Source organism: Anaerosporobacter mobilis DSM 15930 (assembly GCF_900142955.1).
Classification (GTDB): Bacteria; Bacillota; Clostridia; order Lachnospirales; family Lachnospiraceae; genus Anaerosporobacter; species Anaerosporobacter mobilis.
Window position 1 is genome coordinate 69,490 of the sequence record NZ_FRCP01000023.1, and the last position, 16,616, is coordinate 86,105.

Annotated in this window: 19 protein-coding genes and 1 pseudogene; all 20 read right to left on the reverse strand. The window is 35.1% G+C overall.

Features of this window, described 5'->3' with window-relative positions; translation table 11 throughout:
* Window positions 1-7: 7 nt before the first annotated feature.
* Complete coding sequence (locus BUB90_RS20070; protein ID WP_073290782.1) at window positions 8-1,885, reverse strand: hypothetical protein; 1,878 nt, start codon at window positions 1,883-1,885, stop codon at window positions 8-10.
* 1 nt (window position 1,886) lies between these two features.
* On the reverse strand, window positions 1,887-2,342 hold the full coding sequence (locus tag BUB90_RS20075) for a hypothetical protein (RefSeq protein WP_073290784.1): 456 nt from the start codon (window positions 2,340-2,342) through the stop codon (window positions 1,887-1,889).
* Window positions 2,343-2,741, reverse strand: a complete 399-nt coding sequence (locus BUB90_RS20080) for a hypothetical protein (RefSeq protein ID WP_073290787.1) — start codon at window positions 2,739-2,741, stop codon at window positions 2,343-2,345.
* Complete coding sequence (locus BUB90_RS20085; RefSeq protein WP_073290789.1) at window positions 2,734-4,968, reverse strand: hypothetical protein; 2,235 nt, start codon at window positions 4,966-4,968, stop codon at window positions 2,734-2,736. Before BUB90_RS20085 ends, BUB90_RS20080 begins: the two co-directional genes overlap by 8 nt.
* 6 nt (window positions 4,969-4,974) lie before the next feature.
* Window positions 4,975-5,340 carry a hypothetical protein gene (locus BUB90_RS20090; protein WP_073290906.1) on the reverse strand — a complete coding sequence of 122 codons (366 nt, stop codon included), beginning with the start codon at window positions 5,338-5,340 and terminating at the stop codon, window positions 4,975-4,977.
* 30 nt (window positions 5,341-5,370) lie between these two features.
* Window positions 5,371-8,418, reverse strand: a complete 3,048-nt coding sequence (locus tag BUB90_RS20095; RefSeq protein ID WP_073290791.1) for a phage tail protein — start codon at window positions 8,416-8,418, stop codon at window positions 5,371-5,373.
* A gap of 47 nt (window positions 8,419-8,465) precedes the next feature.
* Window positions 8,466-8,648 carry a hypothetical protein gene (locus tag BUB90_RS20100; protein ID WP_073290793.1) on the reverse strand — a complete coding sequence of 61 codons (183 nt, stop codon included), beginning with the start codon at window positions 8,646-8,648 and terminating at the stop codon, window positions 8,466-8,468.
* Window positions 8,626-8,952 (reverse strand): annotated as a pseudogene (locus tag BUB90_RS20105) (Gp15 family bacteriophage protein); the annotation flags it as partial. The pseudogene BUB90_RS20105 and the gene BUB90_RS20100, both read right to left, overlap by 23 nt.
* Window positions 8,953-8,966: 14 nt before the next feature.
* Complete coding sequence (locus BUB90_RS20110; RefSeq protein ID WP_073290798.1) at window positions 8,967-9,254, reverse strand: hypothetical protein; 288 nt, start codon at window positions 9,252-9,254, stop codon at window positions 8,967-8,969.
* A 118-nt stretch (window positions 9,255-9,372) separates the two neighbouring features.
* Window positions 9,373-9,828, reverse strand: a complete 456-nt coding sequence (locus BUB90_RS20115; protein ID WP_073290801.1) for a phage tail tube protein — start codon at window positions 9,826-9,828, stop codon at window positions 9,373-9,375.
* 9 nt (window positions 9,829-9,837) lie between these two features.
* Complete coding sequence (locus BUB90_RS20120; protein ID WP_073290803.1) at window positions 9,838-10,239, reverse strand: minor capsid protein; 402 nt, start codon at window positions 10,237-10,239, stop codon at window positions 9,838-9,840.
* Window positions 10,236-10,616 carry a hypothetical protein gene (locus BUB90_RS20125; protein WP_073290805.1) on the reverse strand — a complete coding sequence of 127 codons (381 nt, stop codon included), beginning with the start codon at window positions 10,614-10,616 and terminating at the stop codon, window positions 10,236-10,238. The genes BUB90_RS20120 and BUB90_RS20125 overlap by 4 nt, the downstream gene beginning before the upstream one ends.
* The gene (locus BUB90_RS20130) at window positions 10,616-10,954 is read right to left on the reverse strand and encodes a hypothetical protein (protein WP_073290808.1); all 339 of its coding nucleotides are present in this window, start codon (window positions 10,952-10,954) and stop codon (window positions 10,616-10,618) included. The genes BUB90_RS20125 and BUB90_RS20130 overlap by 1 nt, the downstream gene beginning before the upstream one ends.
* 4 nt (window positions 10,955-10,958) lie before the next feature.
* Window positions 10,959-11,345, reverse strand: a complete 387-nt coding sequence (locus tag BUB90_RS20135; RefSeq protein WP_073290810.1) for a head-tail connector protein — start codon at window positions 11,343-11,345, stop codon at window positions 10,959-10,961.
* A gap of 112 nt (window positions 11,346-11,457) precedes the next feature.
* Window positions 11,458-12,309, reverse strand: coding sequence for a hypothetical protein (locus tag BUB90_RS20140; protein WP_073290813.1), 852 nt, complete (start codon window positions 12,307-12,309; stop codon window positions 11,458-11,460).
* Between the two features lie 23 nt (window positions 12,310-12,332).
* Complete coding sequence (locus BUB90_RS20145; protein WP_073290815.1) at window positions 12,333-12,962, reverse strand: hypothetical protein; 630 nt, start codon at window positions 12,960-12,962, stop codon at window positions 12,333-12,335.
* 150 nt (window positions 12,963-13,112) lie between these two features.
* Complete coding sequence (locus BUB90_RS20150) at window positions 13,113-13,343, reverse strand: hypothetical protein (protein ID WP_073290824.1); 231 nt, start codon at window positions 13,341-13,343, stop codon at window positions 13,113-13,115.
* A 4-nt stretch (window positions 13,344-13,347) separates the two neighbouring features.
* Window positions 13,348-14,904, reverse strand: coding sequence for a phage minor capsid protein (locus BUB90_RS24065; protein WP_073290826.1), 1,557 nt, complete (start codon window positions 14,902-14,904; stop codon window positions 13,348-13,350).
* Window positions 14,905-14,909: 5 nt separating this feature from the next.
* A complete protein-coding gene (locus BUB90_RS20160) occupies window positions 14,910-15,131 on the reverse strand; it encodes a hypothetical protein (RefSeq protein ID WP_242952580.1) in 222 nt (73 codons plus the stop codon).
* Window positions 15,091-16,611, reverse strand: a complete 1,521-nt coding sequence (locus tag BUB90_RS20165; RefSeq protein ID WP_073290908.1) for a capsid protein — start codon at window positions 16,609-16,611, stop codon at window positions 15,091-15,093. Before BUB90_RS20165 ends, BUB90_RS20160 begins: the two co-directional genes overlap by 41 nt.
* Between the last annotated feature and the right edge of the window lie 5 nt (window positions 16,612-16,616).

A 16,616-nucleotide genomic window follows, 5' to 3' on the forward strand; every position in this document is an offset into this window, starting at 1 on the left:
CCTTTTTCTAATGTGGGCAGAAACTCATACCATAGCCAGAAGAAGAATTAGAGTATGTGAGTCTCTGTAATTCTGTCAATGTTAAAGTCTTTGCATTATCATCTCTAGACAATGAGTAGTAGTCTAGATAATAATTGTTAGAAGAGGAAGATGTCTTTCCTAGAATTGCTAGCCTATCGTTAGTTAAGTTTACTGCTACACCATAGCAATACTCATATTTTCTTGCTGTAATAAGGCTGTAGATTGAGTTGTTAGATATGTTATAATAATACAATGTGACAACATCTGATGAACTTGGTATAACATAGTACAGACCTCCATCTTTTGTACTAACACAATGATTATGTTTAGGCGAATAATACGAGGTGGTGTCCATAGAGAGTTTTCTTCCATTAACTGCTACAGTTTTATTGGTGAAATCAAGAGTATTTATAAATATCCCTTGGTCTTTAGATGAACCACCAGTAGCAGAGCCTTTAATGTATATTTGATTTCCATGCAACCACATGCAATTTATTTTATCCCAAGCCCCAAAATAACCACCAACTGCTGGAGCACCACAATTAACTTTAGTACAATTATTGCCATCTATGAATACAATGCATATGCTATTACCTGTATTACCATTCCGATAGCAGACAGCTATAGCAGTTCCATTTGCATTTGTCACTACTTGCATGTCACTGCCACCAGTATAATCTATACCTATCGAGATGGTATCTAATACATTGAATGTACTCCCATTATTTTTGTATACTACAAGAGCATAATTGTATTTGCCATTAGAACCGTAACCATAATATGTAACACCTAATGTCATGCCATCTGCCGATATAGATACACCAGAAACACTATACGAATCATCATACAAAGTCATATTTCTCGGTATATCAAAGTATTTAGTGAAAACATCACCAGTTCTTTTTAATACACCTCCATAAGAAGCATAGTATGTTCCATCTCCACTAAAATGACCATCTCTAGAGTCAATTTTTGTTTCACTGTGATATGCAAGTGAATTTCCATTATTATTGTATATTGCCATGCTACTCGTTCCAGTGTCAACTGCAAGATAATTCCCCTTTTGACACAACAGTACCCATGCACTACCATTCCACATATAGGCTGTTTCAATATCTAATACACCGTTTACAGTACTGTAAACCATTGGTCTACTCAGCTTATACTCAACTACAGGACTAGTACTACTACATACAATCCATTCTTGCAAACCACCATTATTCTGCCTATTCTCTGTAGTAATATCATTTCCACCACTTGTCAGTCTCTTAGTTTCCTTCATGTATATATAATTATATGCTGTTTCTCCTACTACAAACTGTAGTGAGTTGTTTGGTGTACCAGCCCACAGTGATTCTTGTATTGACATATAAGTTATCTTAGAAGCTAAAGTACTTGACTTTACCCATATATGACCAGATTTTACTGGTGTAGGTTGTGAGTCTTGGATTGATAATGGAAAGTCAAAGACATTAGAACTACCTGTACCAGTAACCCCTAAAATAGTATTACCTTTTGTTATTTTATCTGCTGTTAGACCTACAACATTAGCAACTTTACTTTCTTCTGTTCTTACCCAGTTTACACCAGTATAAGCTACAGTATTGGGCTGCCCATCTGTCTTTATCCTTGTGTATAGATACGGTTGCGTTGGCTTATCACTTGAAAACGTTCCATAAACAGGATCTGCAACTGCTTGTAAGTGGTCTTGAACCGTAGGGTATACAATCGGCATTGTTCCCACTTTAGCTTCGCCACTATCATCAATGTAAGCTGTTTTACCCGATATGATGTCTGACTCAATAGCAGTTGCATCAGATGCATCTACTCCACCACCTTTTCGTACTAGAAATGCTTCTCCCATCTTATCTCACCACCTTTAATTGAATTCTAACTCCCGTTACGGGTTTCTTTTTATTACATATAGCTGTAATACTTCCATCATTAGTTACTATCTTGCTTATATTTCCCCATGCTTTTTCTTCTAGTATAGCAGTATCTAGTGAGTCTGATAAAATAACATCTACTATTGGATTGTCCGTACTTAAGATACCGTCTACAGTTATATTTTGTGTATACGGAGCAGTACTCCCTTCCCAATTATTTGATATAGTTAGGTATATATCTTTACTTGGGAACTCCTCTGCTATTCTGTTAATCTCTGCCGCCATCTCATTCACTTCATTTGCACCAAAATAATCCCCCTCTTGGCTATACTCTGTAACATCTAAGAAACTCTTTGTATTGTCAGCATTATTCACCTGCATATACTTCCTTGCACCAGAGAATATATCGTCCTTGTAATTTGCTTTTAATGCCATCTACAGCACCCCTTTCATATTTAATTTAAACCTTAGCTTATTCCGCCCGTGATATTGCCCATACAAGTAGTTATAGATTTTTAGAATTCCAGATTCGATACGGTTTATTTCTTCATGATTAGGAAAATAGTCATTATCGGAATAATTTCTTGTTTCACCAATATCTACATTGACAGTATTTTTTGCAATCGTTTCAAGATTATCTTCAATAGCATTGATCATTTCTGCATAAGGAAGATCACTATATGTCACATCAGAACCCATATCTTTAATTTCATATTCGTTATATATCTCTAACGAATACTCCTTTAAATATGCTAAGTTATTTTTGATTCGGTTGTAATCTTCAATATTAAAATAATCCTCTGCCTTCCAGTCTGTTTTTGGTGTATTAAACATCTACTTCCCTCCTTGCCTTGATATTACCGGTTATTGCTCCATTAAACGTCATGGAATGCTCATAAACTTTTGCTTTAGCATTATCAATCTGCGTAGTATTAATATAGAATATATCTCCTGCTTCAAGTGCTGGATCACCACGATAGGACAATTCATATTGCTTATCTGCAGCATAATAACTGCTTATCCAATCTAGTAGATTATTCGCTAATACATCTGAGCTTACAAGTGGGTTACTCCAAGTCTTTGTATACCCCCTTGTCCCAATTGTCTTACCTACTGTTAATGATGTCTTAACATACTCGTAACCATTAACAGTAACTTCAATTGCTTTGTATGATGCTTCTAAACCTTCTACTTGCAATTGTATAAAATATGCTCCACTATTAATTATTGAGATTGTATAATCTTCGATGCATTCGACTGCGTATCCATATGATGGATTATTAAACTCTATGGTAACAACATTATTCTCACTGTTTAAAGCATAGGACTGCTTACTAAGTTGCTTTATTCCTTCATTTGATTGACTATAGATCATTTTTTCTACATATACATCTTTTATCTTATCAAGCAATGTGCCTTTAGGAGATTTTAGTAAATCGATATATTCGATTGTATAATCTGTAAACTTCCCAAAGAAAAATTTTGATAATCTTACTCTACTATTTGGTGCTACAGTTCCGAGAAATTCAATTGTCATAGTGTCAAAATCAATGAATTTCTGACCTATATCCGTAATAGGCTTTAGCTCATTACCTAGCATCTCATACGTTGTAATTAGTTGATTTTCTTTATATGTCTTGAGAATTAATCCATTCGGAAGATTCCCTTCAAATATCATGCGTAATCCTACACTTGTATACGCTGCTTCTAACGTTATTGAGATAATAGGGTTGTTAGTAAACACTCCCTTTTCATTTGATATCTCATTGCTTACAAACATGGTATCTGTTACATCTCCATCACTTGGTGCAATTTTAAAAGTTTCATCTAAGGTAATACAATTCTGGTCCATACTTGCATACTTAACAGGATTGTAATTCTCTAATATTACATTCTCTATCGAACTAACTCTATGTTCATCATTTGAACTTATTGTTACGTCTGGTATAAAAGATGTCTTTAAAATTATATTGGAATCCTCATCAATAATTAGGTTACAACGACCTGCATTCGCTATAATTTGTAGTGCTTCTTTGTGTTTAACTTTTGGCATTGGGTTACTAACTATAACATTTCTTAAATACGGATCTATATCATACTTGGCATCTTCAATTCCAAGGTCCTTCAGTACTAACTCAGCCAAATCATATAAGGTTATTCCCTCCTCATAATACTTACCTTTGTTATATACTTTATCCCAACCTTCCATAACATCAACTGCAGTAAATTTGGCGGTAGTTTCATCTGCAGACCAAGTTTTAAGATACAGCGTAGCAAGTTTAAACCATTCAACTCTATTTTCATTTACCTGGTATCCATACTGTACATCTAGTTGCTGTCCTGTCTCTAAATAGTTCATTGTACTTGTTTTATTTTCAATATTGTAATCTTGCAACGTATTATCTATAGTTACATTGAAATCAATCTGTGGAACATCATCACTAATAGGGGATACATAGTTTTTAATTGTTGCTGACTTTATATTACTGTTATCAAATACAACACCAATCCCGAATAGTATTCGTTCTATTCGTAACCGATTGTTTTCGTGTTGCATCTTGGTTGCCTTGATAATAAAATACTCTGCTTTCTCAAACACATAATCAGTCTCATATATTTCTGATGTATTATCTTGAATAACCACATGATCTTGATTCGTTATGATTTCAAATGTTACCGGATAATATTGACCAAATGTTATGGTTAGCCCTTTTACAGTAACAGATGCTACATCCGCAAATACGATATGTAGCATCTGTCCTTCTTCTCCTACAAGAGAATTTGAAATATACCCCAGAGTAGAATTCTCTATATATTCATGTGGTGGAATTAACTTACTTCCATCTAGCTTTAAGAAATCTTTTTCAAATGTTGCATAATAGAATCTTCTAGATTTCGTACCAAAAATATCATAATTCGATAAGTATAATCCGTTTTGATTCTCAACGAATGCTGTAGATTGCGCTTGCTGATTAATTACTCCTATATTCACACTAAGATATGATTGATTTCTTAATGCTGCTTTCATAGATTCCTGATACTCTTTACTTACATCTTTCAAATCTTATCACCTACCACAATCAATTATATTAACCTTGCACTGTTTATACGTTGTAGGCATTCCATTCTTATCCACAGTTTCCGGCTGTGCTGTTCGGTTACCAGGATACATCTGCAGTGTGATCATCTCATTTTTCACCATATCCGGAAACGTAACTGTGACTACGAATTTGTCAAATTCTTTGAGTATTGCTGACCATGTAGTAGCATCTAACATATACCATTGCAAGCCATCAATCTTGTACTGATCTCTCCCTATCTTTTGACCAACGAATTCTCCATTTGCATTTTTACCTGCATTAACATACGTAGCCACTTCAAATCCTAGTCCCTTATCAGGGGAAGGGAATGACTTACCGTTAATCTTTATCATCTTTCCATTAGCCACGTCATTCACTCCCTTCTATCGTGACATACTATATCCACCACGTGCTTCCTCATTCCTAATCATAGTTAATAATGTTCTTCCATCAACTTCTGCAGTAACTTCTATCCCTAAGATAGCCGCTAAGATTTCTTTCAACATCTCTAGGATTAATCTCAACAATTCATTTGATCCATTACTATCATCTTTACTCAGTTCTACAGCCTTCAAGGCCATTTCCAGTAGCTTATCTTCTGGAGCAACAACTTCTCCTTGATGTCTATTATCACCAATCATAGCTAATTGTGGTGTATTTGCCTTAACATAACCACCTTGCGCAAGCTTTGGAATTGTAATTGTACTCAATGATGGTATGTTAAATCCCAATGACTTACCACCTAAATCACCAGGTAACCAATCTGGTAAATCAAAACTAAGATTATTCAATGCATTAATAACAGAATTTATGCCCTTTATTACACCATTCGCCATCTTTTCAATACCACTAAGTATTGAATTTATAACTCCCTTAATGTTGTTCCACAACCCAGTTAAAATACCACTTACTGTATCTTTTATTGTAGTAAATACTGTAACAAACTTACTTTTAATATTTCCTAATGCTGTGCTAATACCTGTTTTCATTGCATCTATAATGCTTATAACAGAACTTTTTAAACCTGTAACTACGTTTGTAACAGTAGTCTTTATTCCGTTCCATATACTAGAGAACAAAGTTTTGATTGCATTCAATATAGTAGATATAAACGTCTTAATTGCATTAAATACTGTTGTTATTACTGTTTTAATCGCATTAATAACTGTTGTTATATTATCTTGAATTGCTGTCCAAGTAGTAAATACAACATTCTTAATAGCATCAAATATACTTGCGATAATATCCTTAATTGCTGTCCATGCAGCCTCCCAATTCCCAGTAAATACTGCAACAATAAAATCAATAATATTCAATAATATATTAATTGTACTACTTATCATTTCAGATATTATCGTGTATAGGTTCATAATGATTGTTCCAAGCGTATCAATCACTGGTGCTATAGAAGGTATCACATTAGCAATAAACCATGCAATAAATGGAGACAAAGTCTTATCCCAAATCTCGCTTATGGCCCATACAACCTTCCCTGCAAATTCAACAAATTTATCAATCAATGGTTGAAGATGTTCACTTACTAGCGTATTGAATTTATCAGCTAAGTTATTGAATACTGGAGCAAAATTATTGTTGTACGCATCAAGTACAGCCTTAACAATTTTAGATATACCAGATGAGAAGTTATCAAAAGCTGGCTTTACATAAGTATCATATACCTCAAATACTTTTCCCCAGGTATCATTGATCGCATCGGCAATTGTCTTACATACCTTCGCTACTGGATCTAAAGTACTTATAATTGCTTCTTCAATATCTGCCTTGTTCTCAAGGATTGGATTAATAACCATACTTGCGTAGTCCGTAGAAAATCGTAAAAACAAATCACCTATCGCTAATAAAGAGTTCGAAAACACAGATATAATACTTTCCGTTATTTGTATTCCAGCATCACCAGTTATTATAGTAAATAATTCTGTAAGGAAGTCGTTGAACTCCATTTGTATTTGCAAAAAACTTGTGCCACTATTGAACATACTAACAAATCGTTCTTTAATGAAATCTGTATTATTCTGCAAATAATTCGCTAATCCAACAACTAAATTCGTCGCAATTGAATTTCCAATTGATATAAAATTTGCTAAATTGCCTCCTATATTACTGGACAACTGCATTACAAAGTCTCTTGCTGCATTCGTTACATCTACATCCGTAAATATATTATTGAAAGATTCCTTGATACTATCTAATCCACTTAATAATGGTTGAAAATTTATCTTCTCAAACCTAGAAGTAAAACCTTCTGTAAAAGACTTTCCAATATCATTAACCAACTTTTGAATCCTAGTCAATGCTTTTTCCATTGGCGTTTCGATTTCTTCTTCAACTGCTCCTGGTACTTCTTCTAATCCACTGCCAATGGCTCCTCCAACTCCTGATCCAGTTCCTCCTCCACCAGAACTGTCTGACGAATCATCAGAAACAATATTTAATTCATCTATAGATGTTGCTGCACTTTTTGTCTTTTTAGCTGCTTCTGTTGCTGCCTTTGCAGAATCCCCTACACCAGATACCGCATCGCTTGTTGTATCTGATATTGCTGTCCCAACATCTCCTACTGTTTCAGCTACACCGGATGCAGATGATTGCGCCTTTCCAAATACTTTCGCTGTGAGATTTGCAAACGCTGTCGCAACGGACTGTATCTTTCCAAGCAATACATTCATTACTTTAATAACTGGTAAGAACGCATTGATTAATCCCTGTCCTATACTTGCTTTTAATGAATCAAATTGTAGTGAAAGAAGTCTAACTTGATTGGCCCAACCACCACTTGTGCGTGCAAAGTCTCCACTTGCTGTAGCCAATTGATTCTGTACAAATGCATATCGTAAGGCAACCTTTTCCGCTTCACTCATCTTAGCTATTGTCTTACCAAATCCATTAGCAAGCGCATATGCATCTAACGCACTTTGCGTCATTACAACACCTAAATCCTTAAGACTTTCTGTCTCACCAGTGAATACCGATTTTAACTTAGTATAGGCTTCATCTTGTGTAATATTATAGAAAGATGCAACATCACCAGCCAAGCCAGTAAGAGTAGTACTCATTTCATAAGCTGCAGATTCCGAAAAACCAAATGCCTTTGCCATTGCTCCCAAAGTACCAGTATATTTCTTAGCCATTGTCTCACTAAGACCAAAAGAAAATGCTGCACTCTTGGCAAACTCATCAACCTTTTTACTCATTGTAGTAAAAGTAACATCTACTACATTTTGCACCTCTGCTAAATCAGAACCTAGTTCAATACATTGTTTGCTAAAATCAACAAGCTTCTTAACAGCGAAAGCAGCGGCTATTGTTGCCCCTGCTTTCTTCGCCAATCCTGTTATTCCTTGTAGTTGCTTATTAAATCCATTCTGGTTTACAACCAAATCAAGACCAATTTCACCAACACTTTCAGCCATACTATTCCACCAACCTCGTGATACAAGGTCATCGGCTCATAATGGCTCTACTTGACACTTATCTTAATCTCAAAATATTTTTTACAGTTTCTTCCCTTACACTGAACAAATACCCCTCTCGCTATAGCTTCTTTACTATAGCGAATAGGCATCTTATATCCACAATAAGGGCACTCTACTTTACTTAATTGTTCCTCATTAATAAAATCACCTCTTAGCCATAGATACAAAGACATTCTCCCAAGCCTTCATCGCCTCATCGAATGTCTTCTTATCCATTTCTATTTTTCTTATGTTTTTACTTCTCCACTCATTTCGAAGTTTATGTTGTTGTTTAGTAAAATACTTTAACGTATCCTTATTATTTTCTGAACGTATTTCTACTATTTTGCCTAATGGAGTATCTGGACTAATTCCTTTTAATAATGCTGAGAATTCATCCCACTTCATTTCTTTAAACGTCTGAGAATAAAGACGAATCCCATACTGTGATTGGAAAGATGATACAATCAAATCCCAGTCCTCATATAAATCATAAAAGGGATCTCCTACTCCCCCGCTGTTTCACCTGTAATTAGCTCAACTGCACTTTGTATTACAATTACAAAGTCATTAAAATTTAGACCTAATGATTCAATTGTCTTACGTTCCTTTTCTCCAAACATTAACTCATAGGCTTGCGTGATCTCGTTAATGCTTGCCTCTCCGCCCATCAACTGCATAACCTTTAACATGGTTGGTGCGTCATCATTTACTGTTAATTCTTTTCCTTTAATTTTTAACTTTGGACTTTCTTCGAAATTAAGTTTTTCTGTAATATCAACTACTTTTGCCATACGTAACTTCACTCCTTATACTGAAAAAGGACAAGGATTATTCCTTGCCCTCAATGATCTATTCTGTTTCATTCACTATTTGTTCTGGTTCTTCTGTAGTATCAGAAGATTCGTCACTTCATTCAGATGGTGCAGGTGTATACTCTGGCTTACCCTTACATAAGATTTCAAATTCAAGCCCATCAACTGCAGTAGAATCACCACCTCCTGGCACTGTAACATTAATAACAACATTACATTTAACCTTAGCACCGTTAGGGAATTCCCACTCAAACTTACTAACTACATCATTGCCACTCTTCCAAGCTAAATCACCAATATAATCATTTCCTGCATCACCATAAACTCGTTTACCAGTGAACGAGAAGGATAACTTCTTACTTGTCATCATCGCATCTCCCCACCCTTCGGCTTCCATAGCATTCCATTCTTCTACTCCACCATCAATTGAAGGAGCGAAGTTTTCTAAACCTGCTATAATTGTCATATTCTCATCTGTACTGGCTAATCCATTAATTCCAATTTTGAATTTATTATTGTATACAGGGTACACTGTTTTATTTGCTTCACTCATACCTTTTACCTACCTTTCATAATAAATTTCAATCTGTATTACACTTTCATAGACTCCACTATCATCTGTACCAACATCGATAGGCTCATCTGAAAGCATTTTAATGTAACTTACTTTTTCATTATTGATTTGAATTTTGCTACTATTTTGCAATAATTCATATAGTTGCATAGAAACTTTTTCTGTATCACGTTGGCTTTTATTCCAGTGAACCAGAATACTAATAGGTTTTATTCTGTAAGGAGTACTTTCTAAACCTCCCAGACATATTCTTGCTCCTGTATTTTGTTTTAGATTATATATTCCAATAGATTTATCCTTCTTATTATCTAACTTACCAGAATACACATTTTCATCTTTTGTTAAACTAAGCGTTGCAATATAATCTCGTACATCAGCTAAACCAATCATACACCTGTCACCCTCTTATATATTTTCTTAAATGTATTCCTACAAAAGTCTGCCTTCTTTCCATCGTCAACATAATCTTCATACCATTTTCCTTTTGCATTTGGATTTTCATGGTGCCTGAAATTATATTCGGGATGATAATATAACCGCCTTGCATATGGCCCTGGTGTAACTATGCTTACTCTTCCCTTACTACTATCTTTTGTATCTACAAATGTATCTCCTTGTAGCTTTCCAGTATCTCCATATGGCATTACTTGATCTTGCTCTACCTGTGTATTTAATGCCGCAGTTGTTTGCTCTAGTGCTATAATTTGTGCCTTAGCCAATGCCCTTATCTTTGCTGTATCAATTGTTACTTTTGATGACACTTTCATTATATCAACCTCAATTCACAATAATTAACGGTACCGTCTGGATTACGTGCTTTGGTACCTTGGAATATGTTTCTTTCAACTCCATGTATCTTTACCGTTCCACCACTAATCGTTGGTAATGTTGGAGCAATATCTCCTGAGAATAAAGCAATACCACTAAGTTGTACTAGCTTTTTTTCATCTGTTAGCACTGTCTTAGTGGTATCTTGATAATTACATTTTGTATCAATGGTTATTGTCTCTAAGGGTTCACCGTATTTATTAAGGCCTTCCTGTTCCAACTCAATGTGTATATCTGTATTACACAGTCTTTTTTCAATTAAGCAAGGATATTTCATACAATCACCACCTTAATGATAGACTACAAAGTCCTGTCTGCATCAACTTAGCATATGTGGTACGCATGATTGCAACACCATTTTGTACCATCACATTCCAAGAAGAACCGAATGACATTGAAACACCATTAATACTGTAATTTTGTAGCACTGATTGAATAACATCTTCATTCTCATACTCAAAATTAGCTAGTTCGCATGTACATTCCTTAACAATTTCTTGCTGAAAAGATGTAAGATTATCAAATCCTTTACCTATGATTCGATTAAAAGTAAGCGAGTCAATATGTCGGCTCGCTTGTTTTAATCGTTTTTCTAATTTACCATCTGAGATAACATCATATCCATAAGTATTATAATCTCTCAGTGTTGCATATGGTTCGTATGCCACCAGTAATCACCACCTACTCTTTACTAGACTTAGTCTGCTTCGTAGATTTCGGTTTATTTTCTTCTTTAGGGAACGTTAACCCTATTGTTGTATTTGCCATAGTAACACCTCACTATAATGTGTGAGACACATAGATACCAGCCGTTTTATTCTCGTATACGTGTCCATAAAGATTATTATTACGGTACTTAAATACGTGAGAATCTCCTTCTTGGTCTTGATCTGGTGTAAAATATTTAATGTACTGGTCCATGGCTGTGACCGCTGCTGATTTTTCAACACATAAGAAGTTTACATCTTTTGCAGCCTCTGCCTTAGTATAACCATAACCTGTCTTTCCATCTTTTAACGTAATTGCTGTGTACATACGTCTTGATGGCACTTCAATGATTGTTGAAAATTTTTCAAGTACTTTTTTAGACTTAGTGGTATCAAGATCATCAATTGCACCTTTTAATGTAGGTGTAATAAATAAGATACGATTTTCTGCCGGCACCTCGTCCTCATCCATTTTAGAAGTACAAGCTCTTAAGGCTGCCACTACATCTTCACCACTGTCTAACGTCTCTGCTTTTGTCGTAATTCCAGATGCAGAACATAATTTTGCAATACGTGCAGCATCAGTTTCAGGAATTACCTTTGTTCTTAAGAATTCGCTTGATAACTTAGCAAATGGCATAGCTAATGCTTCCTCGTTATCTAATCTGTCGATTCTTAAATCCTGAGAACGTTCTTTATCATACTTTACTGTTTCCCATACAAATGATGTGGAACCTTTTGTGTAACCAGATGCACGGTCGAAGTCACCTAGCGCATCCATGCTTAATTTAGCAATTTTGATTTCTCCATTGTTTCCTTTTTGAACGGTTGTTTCATCTCCATCTAAAATAGATGTTTTAGATTCTGCCTGATATACTTCATCAAGCATCGGAAGGTAAATAGTAGATAATTCAATATTATTCATGCTTCATCCTCTTTTCTTGTAATTTATTGTTTTGGTTTCAAACCAAACATTTTTCTAATATTGTCGTTATTGTTTGATTGCTGATCTTGCTGTCCATTTCCACCAATCTGGAAACCTACATTCCCTTGGTTAGTTGGCTTTAGTGCTGGTACATCTTCCAACACCTTATTTAAGGCATTTTTCAATGTCTCTTGATTTACTTTGCCATCATCGCCCTTAACAGTACTTAAGTCAGCCATTTTTAGAACATATGGCACTGTCTTAACATCAATTCCAAGTCCAATAGCCTCAATCGTTGCTAGCTTTTCGATTTCTGCCTGACTTGCTAATGCTTGTGCCTGTTGTAACTGTGCTTGAATTTTAGAAACATCAGGCTGTTGACTCTGCTTATTAACCTTATAAGCTTCAATAGCCTGTCTTGCTTCTTCTTCTGTCATACCTTGCTGTTGAAAGTAAGACTTAAGCACAGCATTTTCTTTCTTGGCCGTTGCAGTATCTAACATGGCTTGGATTTTATCATAATCAATACCAGCAGTTTGATTCTGTTGTTGGCCTGCTTGTTGTTGGTTTTGTTGATTTCCAGTGTTTTGGTCACCGTTACCACCTTCGCCACCTTCGGCGAATAATTGTAAGTTCATTGGCATTTTAAACATAATTAAACTCCTTTCCGTTTATGCTCGTCAGCTTCCTACAGTTTTTGATTAGGTCATAAAGTTTTGGACCATATAAAAAGCACCTACCGTAGTAAGTGCCTGTTTTTGAGTATAAAAATACCACCTAACCATTTATTTGGTTGGTGGTATTTATACTATTTTTTTAATATCATCAAGTTTCAAAAACCTATCTTGATTTTCATTATCTACAGAGAATACTAGATATTCAAAATCTAATTCCTCACCATCATCATCATATGCTGGCTCTACTCCATGGCTTACTCCTGTAATAACCTCACCATTTACTAATAATAATGTAGTTTTTTTCTTTGCATTAGAATTTATTTCTATATCAGTAAATACATCATGCTTTCTTACCATTTCATCACTCCTTCTCTTTAACTGGGTGTGCATGAATTCCCTTATTTGAATAATGTATAGCAAATCTTCTAGTAACCTCATACCTACCAGTACCAACGTTAAATACTCTTCCTATAACTTCATCATTTTGAATATATTCTTTTGGATATAGGTTTTTATCATTAGTAAAAACAATTTTACCTTTACCAAGATTAGTAGTAATCAATTCATTATAATCAATTTCTTTGAGAAATGAACTTGCAGGTGTCTTACCAAGTCGAATATCGTCTTGTACTCTTTTTTTCCATTCTTTACTCCCTAGTACATGTTCTTTTTGCTTATTCCATTTTATCTTAGTGTTTACTTCACCATTTTCTAGTTTTTTCTTAAATTCGACTATCTTATTATTAATTATATCATCTTTATTATGATTTACAACATTATCTTTTGGCTTTTGCTTTACTCCTCTGGTCCGATAAGCTTCGTAGTTCTCTCTAAGAATATCCTTATGTTCATTAACTAATATTTTGTTCTTATTCTGCCACTCAATTCGTTTTTCTCTGTATTTTATCCTATTTTCCTCATCAAGAGAACATTCTTCTAAACGTTTGTACTTACGGACTTGCCTTTCATAATACCTTTGTTTCTGCTGTATTGTATATTGCTTACTATTTAACTCTATTTCTGACTTAGATAAGGGTTTAGGTTCTTCTGATATCCCTTCAAAGTATGTTGTATGTTTATCCTTGCAATGGGGATGATACAACCCCTTTTGTATTGCTGCACTCATAAGTGGATATTTACCATCTTTGGCACTTCCACCACTCCATACATCATCTATTAGTACCTTTCCTGCAAATTTCACACATTTAGGACAAGCAGCACCACGTTTATTCATAATAACCGTACTAATTCCCCATTCTTTGCGTTTCTCTCCCTCACCAGCTAGATAAGCTCGTTTATTAGCTGTTTGTATTGCCATTTTGGCATATGCATCAATACTGACTCTTGCACCGTTTGCATATTCAATACAATTAATCCCCCTACTAAGGAAATCCTTTGTTGCCATATCCACAGCCTTTTCATATGTTCCTGCGCTTGTGTTAGCATATACCTGTGCATTAAAGATGATTTTTCTATACTGGTCATTTGCCATACGTAGCATTGCTGTCTCTGCCTTAACCATATTTTCTTTTGTAGCTTTGACTAAGGCTTCTAGTTTTCTATCATTTAATCGAAAGAACTCTGCTACTGTCTCCGAAATTTTGGGAACAAAATTACCGAACAAACCTTTTTTCATCATTTCTAGTAGCTCTATTTCTTGATCCATATTCCCCATCTCTCTGGACTTACGAATCATATCTTCCATCTTTGAGTTTATGTCGGAAAATTTACTTTCAAATCGTTTTCTATTTTCTCGTTTATATCGTTCTAATGCTTGCAACTGTTTTACTTGCCATTGCTCCCATTCAATCCCCTCCTTAACTTCCTCTACTCTATGCCTCTTCATATTCCGAATCATAGAATTTATAAGTTCTTCCTCTATCTCTTGAAATGCTTCTTCAATATCATATTCATTCAATCAAATCACACTCCATTGCATAAAACTCTGAAACCTTGCTGCTTAAATGCTCTTTTTCTCGCCTTCAATTCTGTTTTACTACTACAATGTATATTAAGGAGTTCTGCATAACCAGTCTTTTCAACTGCATAAATACCAAAGGGCACCTGTTCAGATGCCACCTTCAAAAGACCCTCGTATTCTTTATTACTCATTTGATACAGTTTCTTCATTATCTTTACTTTCAAATTGTGAACCTCCCATCATTGTTTCACCAACAATACTCATCTCTTGATTAACACTCGGTTCTTCTAGATCAGTAATACCTTGTTCTGCTTTTAACCTTGCTACCTCCTCAGCCTTCCAATCATCGTCTTTGCTATCACCATACAGTTCTTCAACAGATGCCTCTATACTCATAATTCCATATTGTTTACCTTTACCAACGGTCTCTACCTGACTCTCAAATGATGGGTTTGCATACTCTCCAAAGGGTACTTCAACCTCTAATTCTTTTATTGGTACCTTTTTATAAGTGTCATATGCCATCATCGTAATATTAATAAGCTTCGGCAATGTATTTTGAAGCACATCAACAATCTTATTACGGGTGTAAAGAGTAGCTTTTTCCTTTTCTCTCTGCGCTTCTGCGTTGTCTAGCTTTTTAACATCTATTCCTAAGGTACTAGGAGATATTAAGCCTTGCAGGCATAAGTCTAAAGCTGTTATATAAGTACTTAAGTAACTTTCATGAGGTATTTCACCTTGCTGCAATGATATCTCATTCTTACTAGTTTCACCCATTGATGCATCTGTCTTGATATACCTATTATCAAATGCATTAGGTCTAAGTATTTCTCCAGTATAAGGATTCCTCGGTAGCATGTTCTCTGGTATATATTCCTTTGTCCTGTTTGCTCTGAGTGCATCAAGCCATTGGCTCCATGATTCATCTAAACTGTCAAAGGCATCGCACTTACTATCAAATATTGACCTTCCTCTGCCTTGCCACTTGGAAGATTTAAAGAACTTAAGAGGTAATGCCATCATGAATTTGTCTTGCCATGTTACATTAACCAAATTTGCTGTTTCAGGAATAGATTTTATATCGCATTCTCTTTCGTTTTTAGTCAATACATAATTGATATATCCCTTTCCATATATCTCAAATAGAACATACTCTTGTGACTTATGATTATACACGGTTTTAAATACAACCGCTTTCACACGGCCACGATCATATATAATATCTATCTTATCGCCAGGATAAAACTCAATTATTGGATAGCTGCTTATAGCTGAATCAAATGATATCTTGAAGGCTCCATCACCAATATAAAGGGTCGTTGTTATTGCATCGGATATCAGCTCGTTGAAATTGTTTTCTTCTGCGATAGTTTCCCATTCATCTTGCCTTAAATCTAGTGTAATGTCGTTCATATCTGCCACTACAATATCAGCTAATGTATCTACAATAACAGATGGTAATCCAACATGAATCTTACGTATCTCCATGCCAACTGTTGGTACTGCCGCCCAAAATCTTGTCCTATCTCCTGGTATCTGCTTGTACAATTGAGATAACTCTTCACTATCTCCTCGATACCATATACGGTTTTTAATTGCATTTCCTTCATAATCCAGTGTCTCTTGAATCTGTATACTACTAACCGTAGCTGGCTGTATTCTAAGCCATGTTTTAATGCCTGATCTAATTGCATCACTCATATTAC